This is a genomic window from Amycolatopsis sp. NPDC104819, from assembly GCF_055583145.1.
This window is the reverse complement of record NZ_JBVJON010000002.1, coordinates 605,761-621,708: the sequence shown is the minus strand read 5'-3', so window position 1 is coordinate 621,708 and position 15,948 is coordinate 605,761. Positions and strand designations below refer to the sequence as shown.

The 15,948-nt window shown below is 71.5% G+C and carries 15 protein-coding genes and 1 pseudogene; 1 reads left to right on the top strand and 15 read right to left on the bottom strand.

Annotation, left to right across the window (positions count from 1 at the left end; all coding sequences use genetic code 11):
* Positions 1 to 19: 19 nt before the first annotated feature.
* The 4 genes and pseudogenes from ACZ63E_RS07930 to ACZ63E_RS07915 all read right to left on the bottom strand — a co-directional run.
* Positions 20 to 1,645, bottom strand: coding sequence for a penicillin-binding transpeptidase domain-containing protein (locus tag ACZ63E_RS07930; RefSeq protein ID WP_465335290.1), 1,626 nt, complete (start codon positions 1,643 to 1,645; stop codon positions 20 to 22).
* Positions 1,646 to 1,721: 76 nt separating this feature from the next.
* The gene (gene ileS / locus ACZ63E_RS07925) at positions 1,722 to 4,880 is read right to left on the bottom strand and encodes an isoleucine--tRNA ligase (RefSeq protein WP_465335288.1); all 3,159 of its coding nucleotides are present in this window, start codon (positions 4,878 to 4,880) and stop codon (positions 1,722 to 1,724) included.
* A gap of 320 nt (positions 4,881 to 5,200) precedes the next feature.
* On the bottom strand, positions 5,201 to 5,947 hold the full coding sequence (locus ACZ63E_RS07920; RefSeq protein WP_465335286.1) for an MFS transporter: 747 nt from the start codon (positions 5,945 to 5,947) through the stop codon (positions 5,201 to 5,203).
* A pseudogene (locus tag ACZ63E_RS07915) lies at positions 5,834 to 6,089 on the bottom strand (MFS transporter); the annotation flags it as partial. The pseudogene ACZ63E_RS07915 and the gene ACZ63E_RS07920, both read right to left, overlap by 114 nt.
* Before the next feature lie 90 nt (positions 6,090 to 6,179).
* Between ACZ63E_RS07915 and ACZ63E_RS07910 the strand changes: the two are divergent.
* Complete coding sequence (locus tag ACZ63E_RS07910) at positions 6,180 to 6,605, top strand: ArsR/SmtB family transcription factor (protein ID WP_465335284.1); 426 nt, start codon at positions 6,180 to 6,182, stop codon at positions 6,603 to 6,605.
* Between the two features lie 182 nt (positions 6,606 to 6,787).
* Here ACZ63E_RS07910 and ACZ63E_RS07905 read toward each other — a convergent pair whose 3' ends face one another.
* From ACZ63E_RS07905 to ACZ63E_RS07855, 11 genes are all read right to left on the bottom strand, one after another.
* Positions 6,788 to 7,372 (bottom strand): hypothetical protein, encoded by a 585-nt coding sequence (locus tag ACZ63E_RS07905; RefSeq protein ID WP_465335282.1) that lies wholly within the window; start codon positions 7,370 to 7,372, stop codon positions 6,788 to 6,790.
* A 122-nt stretch (positions 7,373 to 7,494) separates the two neighbouring features.
* Positions 7,495 to 8,340 (bottom strand): DivIVA-like cell division protein Wag31, encoded by an 846-nt coding sequence (wag31, locus tag ACZ63E_RS07900; protein ID WP_465309896.1) that lies wholly within the window; start codon positions 8,338 to 8,340, stop codon positions 7,495 to 7,497.
* 53 nt (positions 8,341 to 8,393) lie between these two features.
* Entirely contained in the window at positions 8,394 to 8,669 is a 276-nt protein-coding gene (locus ACZ63E_RS07895) for a YggT family protein (RefSeq protein WP_072477845.1), read from the bottom strand.
* 115 nt (positions 8,670 to 8,784) lie between these two features.
* Positions 8,785 to 9,381, bottom strand: coding sequence for a cell division protein SepF (locus ACZ63E_RS07890; RefSeq protein ID WP_465309895.1), 597 nt, complete (start codon positions 9,379 to 9,381; stop codon positions 8,785 to 8,787).
* Positions 9,382 to 9,479: 98 nt separating this feature from the next.
* A complete protein-coding gene (locus ACZ63E_RS07885) occupies positions 9,480 to 10,208 on the bottom strand; it encodes a YggS family pyridoxal phosphate-dependent enzyme (RefSeq protein WP_465335280.1) in 729 nt (242 codons plus the stop codon).
* Positions 10,205 to 10,909, bottom strand: a complete 705-nt coding sequence (gene pgeF / locus ACZ63E_RS07880) for a peptidoglycan editing factor PgeF (protein WP_465335278.1) — start codon at positions 10,907 to 10,909, stop codon at positions 10,205 to 10,207. The genes ACZ63E_RS07885 and pgeF overlap by 4 nt, the downstream gene beginning before the upstream one ends.
* A 72-nt stretch (positions 10,910 to 10,981) precedes the next feature.
* Positions 10,982 to 12,280, bottom strand: coding sequence for a cell division protein FtsZ (gene ftsZ / locus ACZ63E_RS07875; RefSeq protein ID WP_465335276.1), 1,299 nt, complete (start codon positions 12,278 to 12,280; stop codon positions 10,982 to 10,984).
* A 242-nt stretch (positions 12,281 to 12,522) separates the two neighbouring features.
* Complete coding sequence (locus tag ACZ63E_RS07870; protein ID WP_465335274.1) at positions 12,523 to 13,290, bottom strand: anti-sigma factor; 768 nt, start codon at positions 13,288 to 13,290, stop codon at positions 12,523 to 12,525.
* Positions 13,287 to 13,892 (bottom strand): ECF RNA polymerase sigma factor SigK, encoded by a 606-nt coding sequence (sigK, locus tag ACZ63E_RS07865; RefSeq protein ID WP_465335272.1) that lies wholly within the window; start codon positions 13,890 to 13,892, stop codon positions 13,287 to 13,289. Before sigK ends, ACZ63E_RS07870 begins: the two co-directional genes overlap by 4 nt.
* Positions 13,885 to 14,619 carry a DUF1365 domain-containing protein gene (locus ACZ63E_RS07860; protein ID WP_465335270.1) on the bottom strand — a complete coding sequence of 245 codons (735 nt, stop codon included), beginning with the start codon at positions 14,617 to 14,619 and terminating at the stop codon, positions 13,885 to 13,887. Before ACZ63E_RS07860 ends, sigK begins: the two co-directional genes overlap by 8 nt.
* Positions 14,613 to 15,881, bottom strand: coding sequence for an NAD(P)/FAD-dependent oxidoreductase (locus ACZ63E_RS07855; RefSeq protein WP_465335268.1), 1,269 nt, complete (start codon positions 15,879 to 15,881; stop codon positions 14,613 to 14,615). The genes ACZ63E_RS07860 and ACZ63E_RS07855 overlap by 7 nt, the downstream gene beginning before the upstream one ends.
* Between the last annotated feature and the right edge of the window lie 67 nt (positions 15,882 to 15,948).

Sequence of the window (15,948 nt, the reverse complement as noted above, 5' to 3'; positions counted from 1 at the left end):
CTCCGGTCGAGGCCGGGAGTCAGAGGGACTTGAGGAACGTGGCGGCCAGCTGGACGGCCGGGCCCGAGTCGTTCGAGTTCTCCAGGACCACCGCGAACGCGACGGTGCCGCGGTAGCCCACGAACCAGCCGGTGGCCGACGCGCCGTCGCCGAACTGGGCCGTGCCCGTCTTGCCGAACACCGCGCCGGCTCCCGCGGCGGCGCGGCCCGTTCCGCTGGTCACCACCGCGCGCATCATCTTCCGGACCTCGCCGAGCACCGAAGACGGCGGCGGCGAGTAGCCCTTGACCACCTGCGTCTCGACGTCGTGCCACAGCCGCGGGGTGATCGCCTTGCCGGAGGCCACCGTCGCCGCCATCACCGCGCCGCCGAGGCAGCTCGCCTGGATGCGGCCCTGGCCGAACCCGTCCTCGACCTGCTCGTCCTTGCTCGCCGCCGGCTCGACCTTGCCGAGCTCGGTGTTGATCCCCGGGATCTCGTAGTCGGCGTTCAGGCCCAGCTCGTTGGCCGCCTTCTGCAGGCCGTCGGCGGGGAGGGCCAGCGCGAGCTGCCCGAACGTCGTGTTGCACGAGCGCGCGAACGCCGTCTGCAGGTTCGTCGCGCCCAGCTCGAACCCCTCGTTCTTGACCGTGCGCGTGCCGATCGTCGCGACGCCGGGGCAGTCGACCGGCGAACCCGCGTTGAACCCGCTCTGCTGGACCGCGGCCACCGCAGTCGCGATCTTGAACGACGAACCCGGCTCGTACAGCCCGTTCAGGGCCTTCGGCGCGTCTCCCACGGCGGCGTTCTGCGCGACGGCCAGGATGTCACCCGACCCGGTGTCGAGCGCGACCATCATCGCGGATCCCCGGTACCCGTTCACCGCCTTCTGGGCGGCGTTCTGCGCGCTCAGGCTCAGGCTCGACACGAGCGCCGGCGCGCCGTCAGCCGACGTCTTGCCGAACAGCGTCTCCAGGCTTTTGCCCGCGGCGTCGACCCGCTGGACGGCGAACCCGCTGCCCGCGGCGGCCGTGACCTGGCCGGTGAGCGCCGAACGCAGCAGCGGCGCCGGGTCGCCTTCAACCGGGTGCAGGCCGCCGGCCCCGCTGACCAGCAGAGGTTTGCCCTCACGGTCGGCGACCGCGGTGCTGTCCTGCACGGCCGTGCTGATCACCAGCCGCTGCCCGGCCTCCAGCTTCGGGTGCAGCAGCGACGGCGCCCAGTGCACGAGCCACTTGCCGCCGGCCAGCGCGAGCTGGAACGGGACGTCGTAGGTCCAGACCTGGCCCGGCTTCAGCGCCCACGTGAAGTTGAACGTGCCGCCCGTCTGCTTCGCCCCGGCCGGGGTCGGCTGCAGGACGGTCAGCTTGGCGGTGACCGACGACGGGCTCAGCGTGTTCCGCGCGTCCCGCAGGGCCACCGCGGCCGCCGTGTTGTCGTCGGTCAGCCGGCTCGCCGCGTCGGAGTTGTTCTCGGAAAGGTCCTGCAGGTACTCGGTGATCGCCGACCGCGGGTCGAGCGCGCCCGGGCTTTCGACGCTCGTCGCCCCGGCCTCCGCCTCGGGGGTCGAGCCCCCGCCGTTCAGCACGAAGAACGCCGCCACGACCACCACCACGACGAGCAGCGCGCCGCCGATCAGGATGCCGCGTCTTCTGGCAGGACTCATTCCGGTAACCCCTCCCCCAAGGAACACCACCGCCGTGGGTGACCGGCCGATCTTACCGGCCACCCGCGGCGGCCCGTCAGGCTTTCGCCACCGAAACCGTCACCTTCGTCCCGTCGCCGACCGTGCCGGCGAAGCCCTCGCCCACCGGGCCGTAGGACACCGACGTCGCCAGCGTCTCCGACGCCAGGAACTTCTCCTGCGCCCGCGCGGCTTCGACGACCTCGGCGGGCGCGTCGACCGTCAACGCGATCCGGTCGGCGACGTCGAGACCGGCGTCGCGACGCGCCTGCTGCACGACCCGGACCAGGTCGCGGACCAGGCCTTCGGCCGCCAGCTCCGGCGTGACCTCGGTGTCGACCAGGACCAGCCCGGACCCGCCGGGCAGCTCGGCCGCCGCGCCGCCGCCCTTGGCGACCAGCCGGCGCTCGTACTCGCTGTCGAGCAGCTCGATCCCGGCCGCGACGACCTTGCCGCCGACGAACGTCCAGTCGCCCGCCTTGACGGCCTTGATCACGGTCTGGACGTCCTTGCCGAGCCGCGGCCCGGCGGCACGCGCGTTCACCGCGACCTCGAACCCGCCGTGCGCGGCGACGTCGGTGGTCAGCTCGACCGCCTTGACGTTCACCTCGTCGCGCAGGATGTCGGCGAAGGCGCCGAGCGTCTCGGCGTCCTCGGCCGCCACGACCAGCGAAGACAGCGGGAGCCGCACGCGCAGCTTGTTCGCCTTCCGCAGCGACAGCGCCGAGGACGCCACCTGCCGCACCCGGTCCATCGCCGTCACCAGCGCCGCGTCGGCGGGCAGGTCGAGCGCGTTCGGCCAGTCGGCCAGGTGCACCGAGCGGCCGCCGGTGAGGCCGCGCCAGACGACCTCGGTGGTCAGCGGCAGCAGCGGCGCCGTGACCCGCGACGTCACCTCGAGGACCGTGTGGAGCGTGTCGATCGCGTCCTGGTCACCCGCCCAGAAGCGGTCCCGCGAGCGCCGCACGTACCAGTTCGTCAGCGTCTCCAGGAAGTCCCGGACGGTCTGGCACGCGCCCGCGACGTCGTAGTGGTCCATCGCGTACTCGACGTCGGTGACCAGTTCGTGCGTCTTCGCGAGCACGTACCGGTCGAGCACGTTCGCCGAATCCGTGCGCCACTTGCCTTCCACGCCTTCGGCGTTCGCGTACAGCGCGAGGAAGTAGTACGAGTTCCACAGCGGCAGCACGGCCTGGCGGACGGCGTCGCGGATGCCCTTGTCGGTGACGACCAGGTTGCCGCCGCGCAGGATCGGGCTCGCCATCAGGTACCAGCGCATGGCGTCGGAGCCGTCGCGCTCGAAGACCTCGTTGACGTCCGGGTAGTTGCGCAGCGACTTGGACATCTTCTGCCCGTCCGAGCCCAGCACGATGCCGTGCGAGACGCAGGTGCGGAACGCGGGCCGGTCGAACAGCGCCGTCGCGAGCACGTGCAGCAGGTAGAACCAGCCGCGGGTCTGCCCGATGTACTCGACGATGAAGTCGCTCGGGTAGTGGTGCTCGAACCAGTCCGCGTTCTCGAACGGGTAGTGCACCTGGGCGTAGGGCATCGAGCCCGAGTCGAACCAGACGTCGAGGACGTCCGGGACGCGGCGCATGGTCGACTTCCCGGTGGGGTCGTCCGGGTTCGGCCGGGTCAGCTCGTCGATGTAGGGCCGGTGCAGGTTGTCCAGCCGGACGCCGAAGTCGGCTTCCAGCTCGTCGAGCGAGCCGTAGACGTCGGTGCGCGGGTGCTCCGGGTCGTCGGACTGCCACACCGGGATCGGCGTGCCCCAATAGCGGTTGCGCGAGACCGACCAGTCGCGCGCGTTCTCCAGCCATTTGCCGAACTGGCCGTCCTTGACGTTCTCCGGGTACCAGGTGATCTGCTGGTTCAGCTCGACCATCCGGTCCTTGAACTGCGTCACCGCGACGAACCACGACGACACCGCGCGGTAGATCAGCGGGTTCCGGCAGCGCCAGCAGTGCGGGTAGGAGTGGTCGTAGGTCTCGTGCCGCAGCAGCACGGACCCCTGCTGCCCGGCCGAACCCGTGCCGTTCTTGAGGTCGCGGACGATGTTCGGGTTGGCGTCGAAGACCTGCTGGCCCTCGTAGTCGGGCACGGTCGCGTCGAACTTGCCGTGCGCGTCGACCGGCGTGACCGGGACGATCCCGGCGGCGTCGGTGACGACCTTGTCCTCTTCACCGTAGGCGGGCGCGATGTGCACGACGCCGGTGCCGTCTTCGGTGGTGACGTAGTCGGCCGCCAGCACGCGGTGCGCGTTCTCGGTGCCGGTGAAGTACGGGAACGGTGGGGCGTAACGGTTCCCGAGCAGCTGCGCGCCGGTGTAGTGCGCGACGACTGTCGGCTCTTCGCCGAGTTCACGCGCGTACGCGGCGACGCGCGCTTCGGCGAGCAGGAACCGCTTGCCGTCGTGCTCCACCACGACGTACTGCACCTCGGGGTGCACGGCGGTGGCGAGGTTCGACGGCAGCGTCCACGGGGTCGTCGTCCAGATCAGCAGGTAGGTGCCGTCGAGGTCGTTGTTGTTGCCCTGCAAGCGGAACCCGACCGTGACGGCCGGGTCCTGCCGGTTGCGGTAGACGTCGGCGTCCATGCCCAGCTCGTGGTTGGACAGCGGCGTCGCGTCGCGCCAGCAGTACGGCAGGACGCGGTAACCCTCGTACACGAGTCCCTTGTCCCACAGGCGTTTGAACGCCCACAGCACCGACTCCATGTAGGTGACGTCGAGCGTCTTGTAGTCGTTGTCGAAGTCGACCCAGCGCGCCTGGCGGGTGACGTACTCACGCCACTCGTCGGTGTAGCGCAGCACGGACTCGCGCGAAGCCTCGTTGAACTTCGCGATGCCCATCTCTTCGATCTCGGACGTCTCGGTGATGCCGAGCTGCCGCATCGCCTCGAGCTCGGCGGGCAGGCCGTGGGTGTCCCAGCCGAAGCGGCGCTCGACCTTGCGGCCCTTCATCGTCTGGTAGCGCGGCACCAGGTCCTTGACGTACCCGGTGAGCAGGTGGCCGTAGTGCGGCAGGCCGTTGGCGAACGGCGGGCCGTCGTAGAAGACGTACTCGTTCTCGCCGTTCTCGCCGGCGGGACGCGCGTCGATGCTCGCCTGGAACGTCCGGTCCGTCTCCCAGTAGGCGAGGACCTGCTTCTCCAGCTCGGGGAAGGACGGCTGCGACGGCACGCCCGCGCTGTCGTCGAGCTTGGCCTGGGGGTACATCCGGGTGCTCCTCGGTTCGTCGCTCTCGTACGGACGACCGGCTCCCGGTCACCCACACGGGGACGAAACGCCTGGCGGCGCACCGCGGTACCACCCCGCTTGCCTGCTCGCGCAGGCCGCTTCGTTGACGGCTGTCACGGGCCGCACCCGTCCGGTTCTACTGAGAGCGTGACGCTCGGTTCTTCCGGAGGCTCCCCGGTGATGGCCGGATCGACGCCTTGCTGACACCAGGTTAACCGGCGCGCGCAACCGGGTTGTCACGAGGGCTCGTACCCAGGCCGGCGTCACGCCGATCACCGCCGGCCACAACGTCGCCGAGATCAGGCCCGCCACGTGGAGGCCGCCGGCGAACCCGCCACCCCGAGCGCGCCGCCGGCCTGGCGGGCGGTGTTGGTGATCCCGCCCGCGACGCCCGCCCGCTCCGGCGGGATGCCGGCGACCGCGGCCGTCACCACGGCCGTCGTGAGCAGGCCCATCCCCGCGCCGAGCCCGAGCAACGTCGGCAGCAGGGCAGGGTAGCCGCTGTTTTCCTTCAGCAGCACCAGGTTCAGCATCCCGAGCGCCCCCAGCGCCAGCCCGGTGACCATGACCGGCCGCGGCCTGAAGCGGCCGGTCAGCCGGCCCGCCACCGGCGCGAGCACCGAGAGCGGCACCACCTCGAGGCCCGCGGTCAGCGGCGAGGCGTGCCGCACGCCTTGCAGATACAGCGTAAGCACGAGGATCGTGCCGATGCCGACGAAGTTCGCGCCCGCCGTCCGCCGGGCGATGTCGAGCGGCAGCATCGGGGTCCGCCGAGCGGCGTTCGACGACCAGGAACGCCGCCACGGCGACGACCGCCACCACCGCGGCCGCCACGCTTCCGCCGATGACCGCGTAAACCCCGGCGCCGAGCGCGAGCGCGGCGGCGAGCGCGAGCGCGGCGGCGAGCGCGCCGCCGAGCACCAGGCCCACCGCCGGCGCCAGCGCCGACACCCCGGCCCAGATCCCGAGGGCCCGCGCGCGCTCGGCGTGCCCCGGGTAGGCGTGGGTGAGCACGGCCAGGGTGCCGGGCAGCAGCAGCGCCGCACCGAGGCCTTGCCCGGCGCGGGCGGCGACGAGCCACGGCACGTCGCCGGCCAGCCTGCACGCGGCCGACGCGGCGCCGAACAGCGCGAAGCCGGCGCCGATGGCGGGCAGGGCGACGTTGACGTCCAGCTGCACCAGGAACATGCCGGCGCACAGGGTGAACAGGAGCATGTCCCCAGCGGACCGCCAGGACACTTCCGTCGCGGGGGAAGTGTGCCGGGGCATCCTGGGGACATGGAAGGCGACGCCGACATCGCCCGCACCGCCGCTGTGACAGCCGGGGCTTCGCCCCGGGCCGGGGGCTCCGCCACCCGGAGCCCCCGAAAGACCGTGTTGTTCGCCGACCCGGCGCGGGTCCGCGTGCTGCTCGCGCTCGGGGACGGCCGCGCGCCGGCGGCGTCCGTGCTGGCCGCCGAGGCCCGGCTCTCCGCCCAGGGCGTCAGCGCGCACCTGGCCAAACTGCGGGCGGCGGGACGTGACCAATCGGGTCAAAAGCAGGCCGACCCTCGAGCGATACGTAACGATTGCTACGAAAGCCATTCGGCGGTGGCCGTGGCCGACCGCGACCGCGGCCGGGTGACCGGATTTCGGCTCCCCTGCGCGAACACCCGTACACACTGGGTCCGCGGGCGACCGAGGTGTTCGGCTCGCTCGGCGTAAATCCCGCCGCGGCGGCGGCCAGCCGCCGTCCGCTGCTGAAGTTCTGCTTGGACTGGAGCGAGCAGCGCCACCACCTGGCGGGCGCGCTGGGCGCGGCGACGCGGTCAGGCGCACCGGGCCCTGCGGCTGACACCGGAAGGCGCGCGGGAGCTGCGGACCCGGCTCGGGGTGGCGGACGTCGCCTAGCGGTGCGCGGCGACGAGCGTCGAGTCCGGGCTGCAGCGGTCACAGGGCGTGAAGCCGAGCTGACGGGCTTCGCCGACGCCGATCGGGATGCGTTCACGACTGCCGAGCCAGACGCACGTGGTCAGGTGGTACCGCGGGTGCTCGTCGACGACCACGACTTCGTCCTCGAGATCGGCCAGCACCGCGATGTCCGCCGCGGAAGTCTCTTCCTCGCCGGGGTCGCCGTTGTCGGCCTTCTCCGGCGCGGCGGGTTCCGCCGCGACGTCGGCTTCGGGGGTGTCGGCCGGATCGCCCAGCTCACCGGCTGTCGGGATGAGGACGGTCTGCTCCGCCTCGGGCGCCTTCTCCGGTTCGGCGGCGGGCGCCGTCTCGGGATCAGGCTCGGGCTCGACGGATTCGGCCGGTTCGGCCGCCGGCGCCGCGGACCGGCGGCGACGCCGGAGCCAGTCGGCGACCAGGATCAGCCCGGCCAGCACCGACAGGCCGATCGAAACCCACGCCCACAGCGAAGAAGCGGTGATGAGCGCGGTGACGAGCAACCCCAGAGCCGCCAGTACCAGGACCAGCACGATGTAAAGCACGCTGAATTACAGCACGAACGCGCCAAGATCGTCGGCTGACCCGCCCACGTGCGGTGCCGGATCGACTTCGAACCGTGGCTCACCCCGCCGGCGCGTGCCGGCGGGGTGGGCCCGGGGGAAAATCAGCCCGCTTCGGCCCGCGGGCCGAACGAGTAACCCTGGCCGCCGCCGGACGAACCGGACGACTGGCCGGAGTTCGAGGACGCTGACGCCGGGGCCGCGGAGCCGCGGTCGTCGAGCTCGCGCAGCTGGGACTCGAGGAACCCGCGCAGCCTCGTGCGGTACTCCCGCTCGATGGTGCGCAGCTCTTCGATCTTCTTGCCCAGCCCGCCCTTCTCGGCGTTGAGGCTGTTCATCGTCTCGGTGTACTTGCGCTGGGACTCGCGCTCCAGCGTGGTCGCCTTGTCGCGCGCCTGGCGCTCCAAGGTCTCCGCCCGGGTCCGCGCGTCGTTCAGCATCGTGTCGACGCGGGTCCGGGCCTCGTTGACCATCGAGTCGGACTTCGCCCGGGCGTCCGAGAGCAGCTGCTCGGACTTGGTGCGGGCCTCGGCCAGCATCCCGTCGGACTCGGTCTTCGCCTCGGCGGTCAGCCGGTCGGCCATCTCCTGGGCGAGCCCGAGGACCTTGGCCGCCTGCACGTTCGGCTCCGTGCTGTCGCCGACCATCGAGTGCGCCTGGGTCTGCTCCATGGCGGACTGCGGCGGCGGCACCGGCGCGAGGCGCCGGGACGGCTCTTCGCGCATCGGGGGCGCGGACTTGGCACTGTCGAGCTCGCCACGAGTCGACTCGAGCTCGGCGTCGAGCTGCTCCATCTGCTGGCGCAGCTCGTTGTTGTCCTCGATCAAGCGGGCCAGCTCGGTCTCCACCAGGTCGAGGAACGCGTCCACCTCGTCCTCGTTGTAGCCCCTCTTGCCGATGGGCGGCTTGCTGAACGCGACGTTGTGCACGTCAGCGGGGGTCAACGACATCAGATCACCTCACGCACTCCATGGCCTGCAGGTCCATCCAAGTTCTTCCCCGATCAACTTGGAGTCGCCAGCTGCATCGCGAAGAACACAACCAGCAGCAGAACCATAATCGACAAGTCCAGTCCCACGCCGCCGATCCGAACCATCGGAATGATTCGCCTGAACAGGCGAACCGGCGGGTCCGTCACTGTGTAGATGGTCTCGAGCGTCACCGCAACCCCTCCGGCCGGATGCCACTCACGCGCAAAAGTCCGGACGAGTTCGATCACGATCCGCGCCGTCAGCAGCAGCCAGAAGGCGAACAGCACGTACCAGACGACCAGCCACACAGCTTCCACGTACCTACTCTAACCGGGCGCCTCCGGAGAAGACGCAGTTGAGGGGGTCGACGCGGCATCGGGTCGACAAAATCACGTCTGCTTGCGCTCAGCGGTCCGCGCGACTTCAGCCCCGCAAGAATAATCCGCCCTCGGCAATCCGTCGGCGGTCTTCCGCCGTGACGTCCACATCGGGCGGTGAGAGAAGGAACACCTTGTTGGTGACCTTGTCCATCGACCCGCGCAGCGCGAACGCCAGCCCGGCGGCGAAGTCGACGAGCCGCTTGGCGTCGGCGTTCTCCATCTCGGTGAGGTTGATGATCACCGGGATGCCTTCGCGGTAGTGCTCGCCGATCGCCCGTGCCTCCACGTAGCTGGTCGGGTGCAGCGTGGTGATCCGGCTGAGCGGGTCGCGCATCGGCGGCCGGGCCGGCTCGGTGACCGGGCGCAGGCGCGCCACCGGCTCCGGCTGCCGGTCGACCGCGAGCGCGCCGTGGACGGCGGGCTCGGACCCGACCACGGAGCGTGAACGGCTGCGGCTGACGGGCTCGTCGTACGTGTCGTCGACGTCGCGGTACCGTGAGCGCGACGGACGCGGGGCCGGCTCCTCGTAGGAGTCGTAGTCGTCGTCGTAGCCGCGCCGGTAGTCGTCCTCGACGTCGTAGCCGTCGTCGTCCGCGGGCACCATCCCGAAGTAGGCCTTCAGCTTCTGCAGCGCGCTCATGCCTCTCCCTAGCCCTAGCCGCTCCCGCACGAAACGGTTTCTCACGCCGTCTGTGCCCCGTGCCGCCGACCACTAAACGTGACGACCGCGCGGGCTCCCTACGGCGAGGCTAAACCGCGTCCACCGAGCAACGCGGTTCCGACACGCACACACGTGGAGCCGTGCGTGATCGCCTGCTCGAGATCATGGCTCATCCCGGCGGAGACTTCTGCGGCATTCGGGTGATCTTTGCGGAGGGCCTCCCCCGCCCGGGCGAGCCGGTCGAAGGCCGCCGCCGGATCCGCGCCGAGCGGCGCGACGGCCATCAGGCCACGAAGCCGCAGTTCACCCGTGTGAGTGACACGCTCGGCCAGCGCGCCGAGCTCGTCGAGCGGGCAGCCGCCGCGCTCCGGGTCGTCGTCGAGGCTCGCCTGGATCAGCACGTCGAGGGGTTCGTCACGTATCTGGGCGTCCCGGGCCGCACGCACCGCCTTCGCGAGCGCGTCGGCGAGCCGCGCCGAATCCAGCGACTGCACCTCCCGCGCCCACTCGACCACGGACCGCGCCTTGTTCCGCTGCAGCCGCCCGACCATGTGCCAGCGCAGGTTCGCGCCGGGGCGCAGCTCGGCGACTTCGGCCGCCTTCGGGCCGGCTTCCTGGTCGCGGTTCTCGCCGACGTCGGTCACGCCGAGGTCGGCGAGCAGCGCGGCGTCGGCGGCGGGGAACGTCTTGGTGATCGCGACGAGCCTGACCTCGTCGCGGGCCCGGCCGGCGGCGCGGCACGCGGCGGTGATCCGCGCCTCGACCTCGGCCAGGTTCGCGGCCAGCTCGGCCTTCCGGTCGGTCATGCCTCGATCCAGGTGATCCCGGCGATCCGGCCGGTCGTGCCGTCGCGGCGGTAGCTGAAGAGCGTCTTGTCCTCGTTCGTGCACCGCGGGTCGACGCCGATCTTGCCGACGCCGAGGTCGGCGAGCTGCCGCCAGAGTCCGGCGCGCAGGTCGAGGCCCGGAGTTCCCTTGCGGGTCTTGCAGGCGCTGCCGGGAACGTGCTTCTCGACGTCGGCGGCCATTTCGGCCGGCACCTCGTAACAGTCGCCGCAGATGGCCGGGCCCAGCAGGGCTTCGATCCGCTGCGGCTCGGCGCCCGCTTCCCGCATGGCGGCGACCGCGGCCGGGACGACGCCGACCCGCGTCCCGACCCGCCCGGCGTGCACGGCCGAGACGACGCCGGCCTCGGCGTCGGCCAGCAGGATGGGGACGCAGTCGGCGACGAGCACCACGAGCGCGACGCCGGGCGTCGCGGTCACCAGCGCGTCGGTCGCCTCGGCGGCCTTCGTCTCGGAGCCGTCCACAGTGGTCGCCGTACGGCCGTGGACCTGTTCCATCCAGGCCAGCTTGTCCTCGGCCAGGCCCAGCTCGCTCGCCAGGCGCTTGCGGTTGGCGAACACGTTGCCCTCGTCGTCGCCGACGTGGTCCCCCAGGTTGAAGGTGTCGTACGGCGGCCGCGACGCACCGCCCGCCCTGGTCGTGACCACTCGCCGCACTCGCATGCCTTCATCCTCCCAAACGCGGTGAAGGCCACCCCGAGGTCCTCGAGGTGGCCTTCACGAACAGCAGTCGACCTAGCGACGCATGAACGGCGGCACGTCGACTTCGTCGTCCGACGGGTCGTCGTGCACCGGCATCGCGCGCCCGGGCAGGCTGCCCTGGGTCGCGTTGGACCCCATCGGCGAGTAGCCGCGCGAGCCACCGCCGGGCTGCGGGAGCCCGCCGGTGTTCTGGCCGCCCGCCGACGGCAGCGGCGTGTGCGAGCGCGGCGGCGCGACCGGGTAGCCCGAACCCGACGCCGACGGCACCGGGGTGGCCCCCGACGGCGGGGTCGGCGGGTTCGAGACCTGGCCGGCCGAAGCCGACGCGGTGGTCGAGCGCGAGCCCGAGCCGAACGTCGACGGGTCGAGCTTCTTGTGCGTCGGCGCGCCGGCGTCGAAGCCGGCCGCGATCACCGTGACGCGGACCTCGTCGCCGAGCGAGTCGTCGATGATCGTGCCGAAGATGATGTTGGCGTCCGGGTGCGCGGACTCCTGCACCAGCGACGCGGCCTCGTTGATCTCGAACAGGCCCAGGTCCGACCCGCCCGCGATGGACAGCAGCGCGCCGTGCGCCCCGTCCATCGACGCCTCCAGCAGCGGCGAGTTGATCGCCTTCTCCGCCGCCTGGATGGCCCGGCCCTCCCCGCGCGCCGAGCCGATGCCCATCAGCGCGGAGCCCGCGCCGGACATGACGCTCTTGACGTCGGCGAAGTCGAGGTTGATCAGGCCCGGGGTGGTGATCAGGTCGGTGATGCCCTGGACACCGGACAGCAGCACCTCGTCCGCGGAGCGGAACGCGTCCATCAGCGAGACGCCGATGTCGCCGAGCTGCAGCAGGCGGTCGTTCGGGATCACGATCAGCGTGTCGCACTCGTTGCGCAGCGACTGGATGCCGTCCTCGGCCTGCTTGCCGCGGCGCTTGCCCTCGAAGGTGAACGGGCGGGTCACCACGCCGATGGTCAGCGCGCCCAGCTTGCGGGCGATCTGCGCCACGACCGGCGCGCCGCCGGTGCCCGTGCCGCCGCCTTCACCGGCCGTCACGAACACCATGTCGGCGCCCTTGATGACCTCTTCGATCTCTTCCCGGTGGTCCTCGGCGGCCTTCTGGCCGACCTCGGGGGCGGCGCCCGCGCCGAGGCCACGGGTCAGCTCGCGGCCGATGTCCAGCTTGACATCGGCGTCGGACATGAGCAGTGCTTGCGCGTCGGTGTTCACCGCGATGAACTCGACACCCTTGAGGCCGACCTCGATCATGCGGTTCACGGCGTTCACGCCGCCACCGCCGATGCCGACCACCTTGATCACCGCAAGGTAGTTGTGCGGGGGCGTCATCGAAGTCCGCCTTCCTGATCGTTGTGCCCGTACAGCCCGCCTGCGGATGATCAACTCTCAACCTAAACCCCAGATTGAGAGTTATGTCAACCGCCGACGTTAGGCAGGACGGTAGGCACCAGGCAGGCTCTAATCCAGTAGGCACGCCGTGTGTCGCAAAGGTGTTTTGCCACAACACGTTCGAGCGCGCAAGAGCGGGGAGCCGCGAGCACCGCCCCGGCCCGGTCTGCTATGGCTCCGGATCAGGCCGGCGCGGGCATGCTCATGAGCACGTCCGTCGGCGCCCCGCTGGGCGATCCGCCCGCCTGCTCGACGCTCACCGCGAGGTGGTCCACCGCCCCGGCGCCCTCGGCCACGACCAGGCCACCGCCGTCGGCGGCGAGCACCCCGGCCGAGCGCGGCGCGGCCGTGCCGGTGATCAGCCAGGCCTCGTAGACCTTCCCGCCCGGCTGGGCCGGCAGGCCGGCGTCCATCACCATGACGCGGTTCAGCGACTTCGACGCGATGACCGTGACCCCGCCGCCGGTGGGCGCCTCGCCGTGCGCGGTCTTCGCGTCCGGCGCGGCGAGCAGCGCCGCCACCGGCTCGTACCGCTGCTGCGCCTGGTCGAGCCGGGTCTGCGCGGTGGTGAGCTGCTCCCGCTGGGTCAGCGCGATCCCGCCGAACACTCCGCCCGCGGCGAGCCCGACGACGGCGGCCGCGGCCGCCACGAAAACCGCCCAGCGCGGGGCCCGCGCCGACCGGCGGCGCCGCTCGTGCGCGCCCGGGCGCGTCCGCGGTGGCAGCTGGCGGGTGGCGTGCATGGCCGCCAGGACGCGGTCCTTGAACTCCGGCGGCGGCTCCTCGGCCATCGCCGCGCCCAGCCGCGCCGCGGTCGCGCGCAGCTCGGCGACCTCCTGCGCGCACGACTCGCACCGCTCGAGGTGGCGGGCGAACTCCGCCCGCTCGATGTCCGACACCGCGTCCAGCGCGAACGCGCCCGCCAGCGTGTGCATCTCCGGTGTGCTCACGCGGTCACCCCCAAACAGTCTCTGAGGCGGATCAGCCCGTCGCGCAGCCGCGTCTTGATGGTTCCTTGCGGCGTCGACAGCACTTCGGCCACCTCGCGATACGTATAGCCCTGGTAGTAGGCGAGCAGCACGGACTCGCGCTGCAGATCGGTCAGGAAGGACAGGCACTTGCGCACCTGGGAGCGTTCGAGCCGCGCGGTGACGGACTCGGAAACCTCGTCGAACGGCCGGCCGCGAGCGGCTTCGAAGGTCGCCTTCTGCTCCCGCTCGGTGCTGGCGCGCGCCGAGCGGACCCGGTCGACGGCCCGGCGGTGCGCCAGCGTCATCGCCCAGTTCAGCGCGGAGCCCTTGTCCGGCTCGTACCGCGTCGCGGTGCGCCAGAGCTCGACCAGCACCTCTTGGGCGACCTCTTCGGACTGCGCGGCGTCGCGCAGGATCCGCCGCACCAGCCCGAGGATCGGTCCGGCGAACTGGTCGTAGAGCAGTTCGAAGGCCCGCTCGTCACCCTTGGCGACGCGGACCATCAGCTCTTCGGCCGTCGGGCCGGCGGGGGCCTCGGCCGGAACCGGAGCCATGTGGCGTGCGCGGGCCGCCTCATCCATGCAGCTGTCCTCCGGCGTTCTGCGGGGTGCGCGCGATGACCGGCGCCTTCCGCAGCCACAAGGCGACGCCGTGGCGGCGGATCAGCGCGGACACCCGCTGCGGGAGCAGCGGCCGGGCCAGCACCAGCCGGGCCAGCCACCGCGGGTTCACCGGGCGGCGAACTCCCCGTAGCGTAGCGACCAGCGGCACGGTCTCCCCACGGCGCAACGCCACGGTGAGGTCGAGCAGCGCTTCCGGGTGCGGCAGGCGCATCCGGTACTCGCCGTCCATCTCCTGGAACGGCGAGACGTAGAACTCCTTCGCCGCGCGGGCGCGGCCGGCCTCGTCGGGGTTCAGCAGGTAGGCGTGCCGGCCACCGTAGGTGTTGTGCACCTCGGCGACGACGCACACGAGCCGCCCGTCCGGGTCGTGGCACCAGTAGACGCTGATCGGGTTGAACACGTACCCGAGCACCCGCGCGGCGGCCAGCATGACGACCTTGCCGCCGCGCAGGTCGACGTCGCGTTCGGCCAGCCACGCGTCCAGCTTCTCCCGGACGCCCCGCGGGTCACTCGCCTTGAAGTGGTCCCGCGGGTCGAAGCGCGCGAACGGACGCGCCCACCACGGCAGCCGCGGCGGCGCGTCCAGGTCGACGAGCCACAGGTACACGCGGTGCGCGAAGGAGTGCGGCGGGTCGATCCGCCGCACGTGCGCGACCGTGGCGTCGTAGAGCGCGTTCGTCACCAAGTGACTCCCAGGCTTTCGGCGGCGCGGGCCCCCGAAGAGCAGCCGTCTTCGTGGAAGCCCCAGCCGTGGTAGGCGCCCGCGTAGGCGACCACACCGTCGTTGAGCTCGGCCAGCCGCCGTTGCGCCGCAACGGCTTCCGGCGTGTAGACCGGGTGCTCGTAGTGCATCTTCGCGACCAGGGCGGCCTTGCTGGGGCCGTCCCCGGGGTTGAGCGTGACGACGTAGCCGGTCGGCTCGTCCAGCCGCATCAGGCGGTTCATGTCGTAGCTGACCTGGACCGCGCCGGTCGGGGCGCCGCACTCGGGGGCCCGGTAGTTCCAGCCCGCGCGGGCGTCGGCCAGCGACGGCAGCACGCTGGTGTCGGTGTGCAGCCAGGCTTCGTTCTCGGAGTAGCGGAACGCGCCGAGCACGTCGCGTTCGGCCTCGGTCGGGTTGGCCAGCAGGGACAGCGCCTGGTCGGCGTGCGTGGCGATGACGACGCGGTCGACGCGGTGCGGGGTGTCGGCGTCGTCACGGATTTCGACGCCGCGGGCGGTCCGCAGCACCGACCGCACCGGCGTCGACAAGTGCACGGCGGTGAGCTGCTTCGCAGCGCGTTCGACGTATTCGCGGGACCCGCCGACGACGGTCCGCCAGGCCGGCGAGTTCTTGACGCTCAGCATGCCGTGGTTGCGGAGGAACTCGAACAGGTAGCGCGCCGGGTAGCGCAACGTGTCGCTGCGGTCGGCCGACCAGACCGTCGAGACCAGCGGCAGCATGAAGTGGTCGGTGAAGTAGCGGGTGTAGCCGCCGATGGCGAGGAACGCGCCGAGGGTGACGTCTCCCGCGTCCTTCGCCTCCAGCAACCGCTTCGCGTGCCGGTGGAACCGCTTCACCTCGGCGAGCATGCGCACGTAGCGCGGGCGGACGAGGTTGCCGCGCTGGGCGAACAGCCCGGGCAGCCCCTTCGCGCCGGCGTACTGCAGGCCGCAGCCGTCGCAGCGGATGCTCATCGACATCTCGGTGTCGCGGGTGCGCACCCCGAGCTCGGCGAACAGCTTCAGCAGCGTCGGGTAGGTGCGCTCGTTGTGGACGATGAAGCCGGAGTCCACGCCGATGGTGCCGCCGTGGGCGCTGGGGACGTCGTGGGTGTGCGCGTGCCCGCCGAGCCGATCGTCGGACTCGAAGAGCAGGACCTCGTGCTTGCGTTGCAGCAGGTATGCCGCCGTCAGCCCGGCCACCCCGCTGCCGATGACGGCGATGCGTTCTCCCGTGATCTCCACACCGGTACTTCGCCGCCGGGCCACGCTTGGATTGGCTGTCACGGAGACCAATCCACGTCGCAGAGCG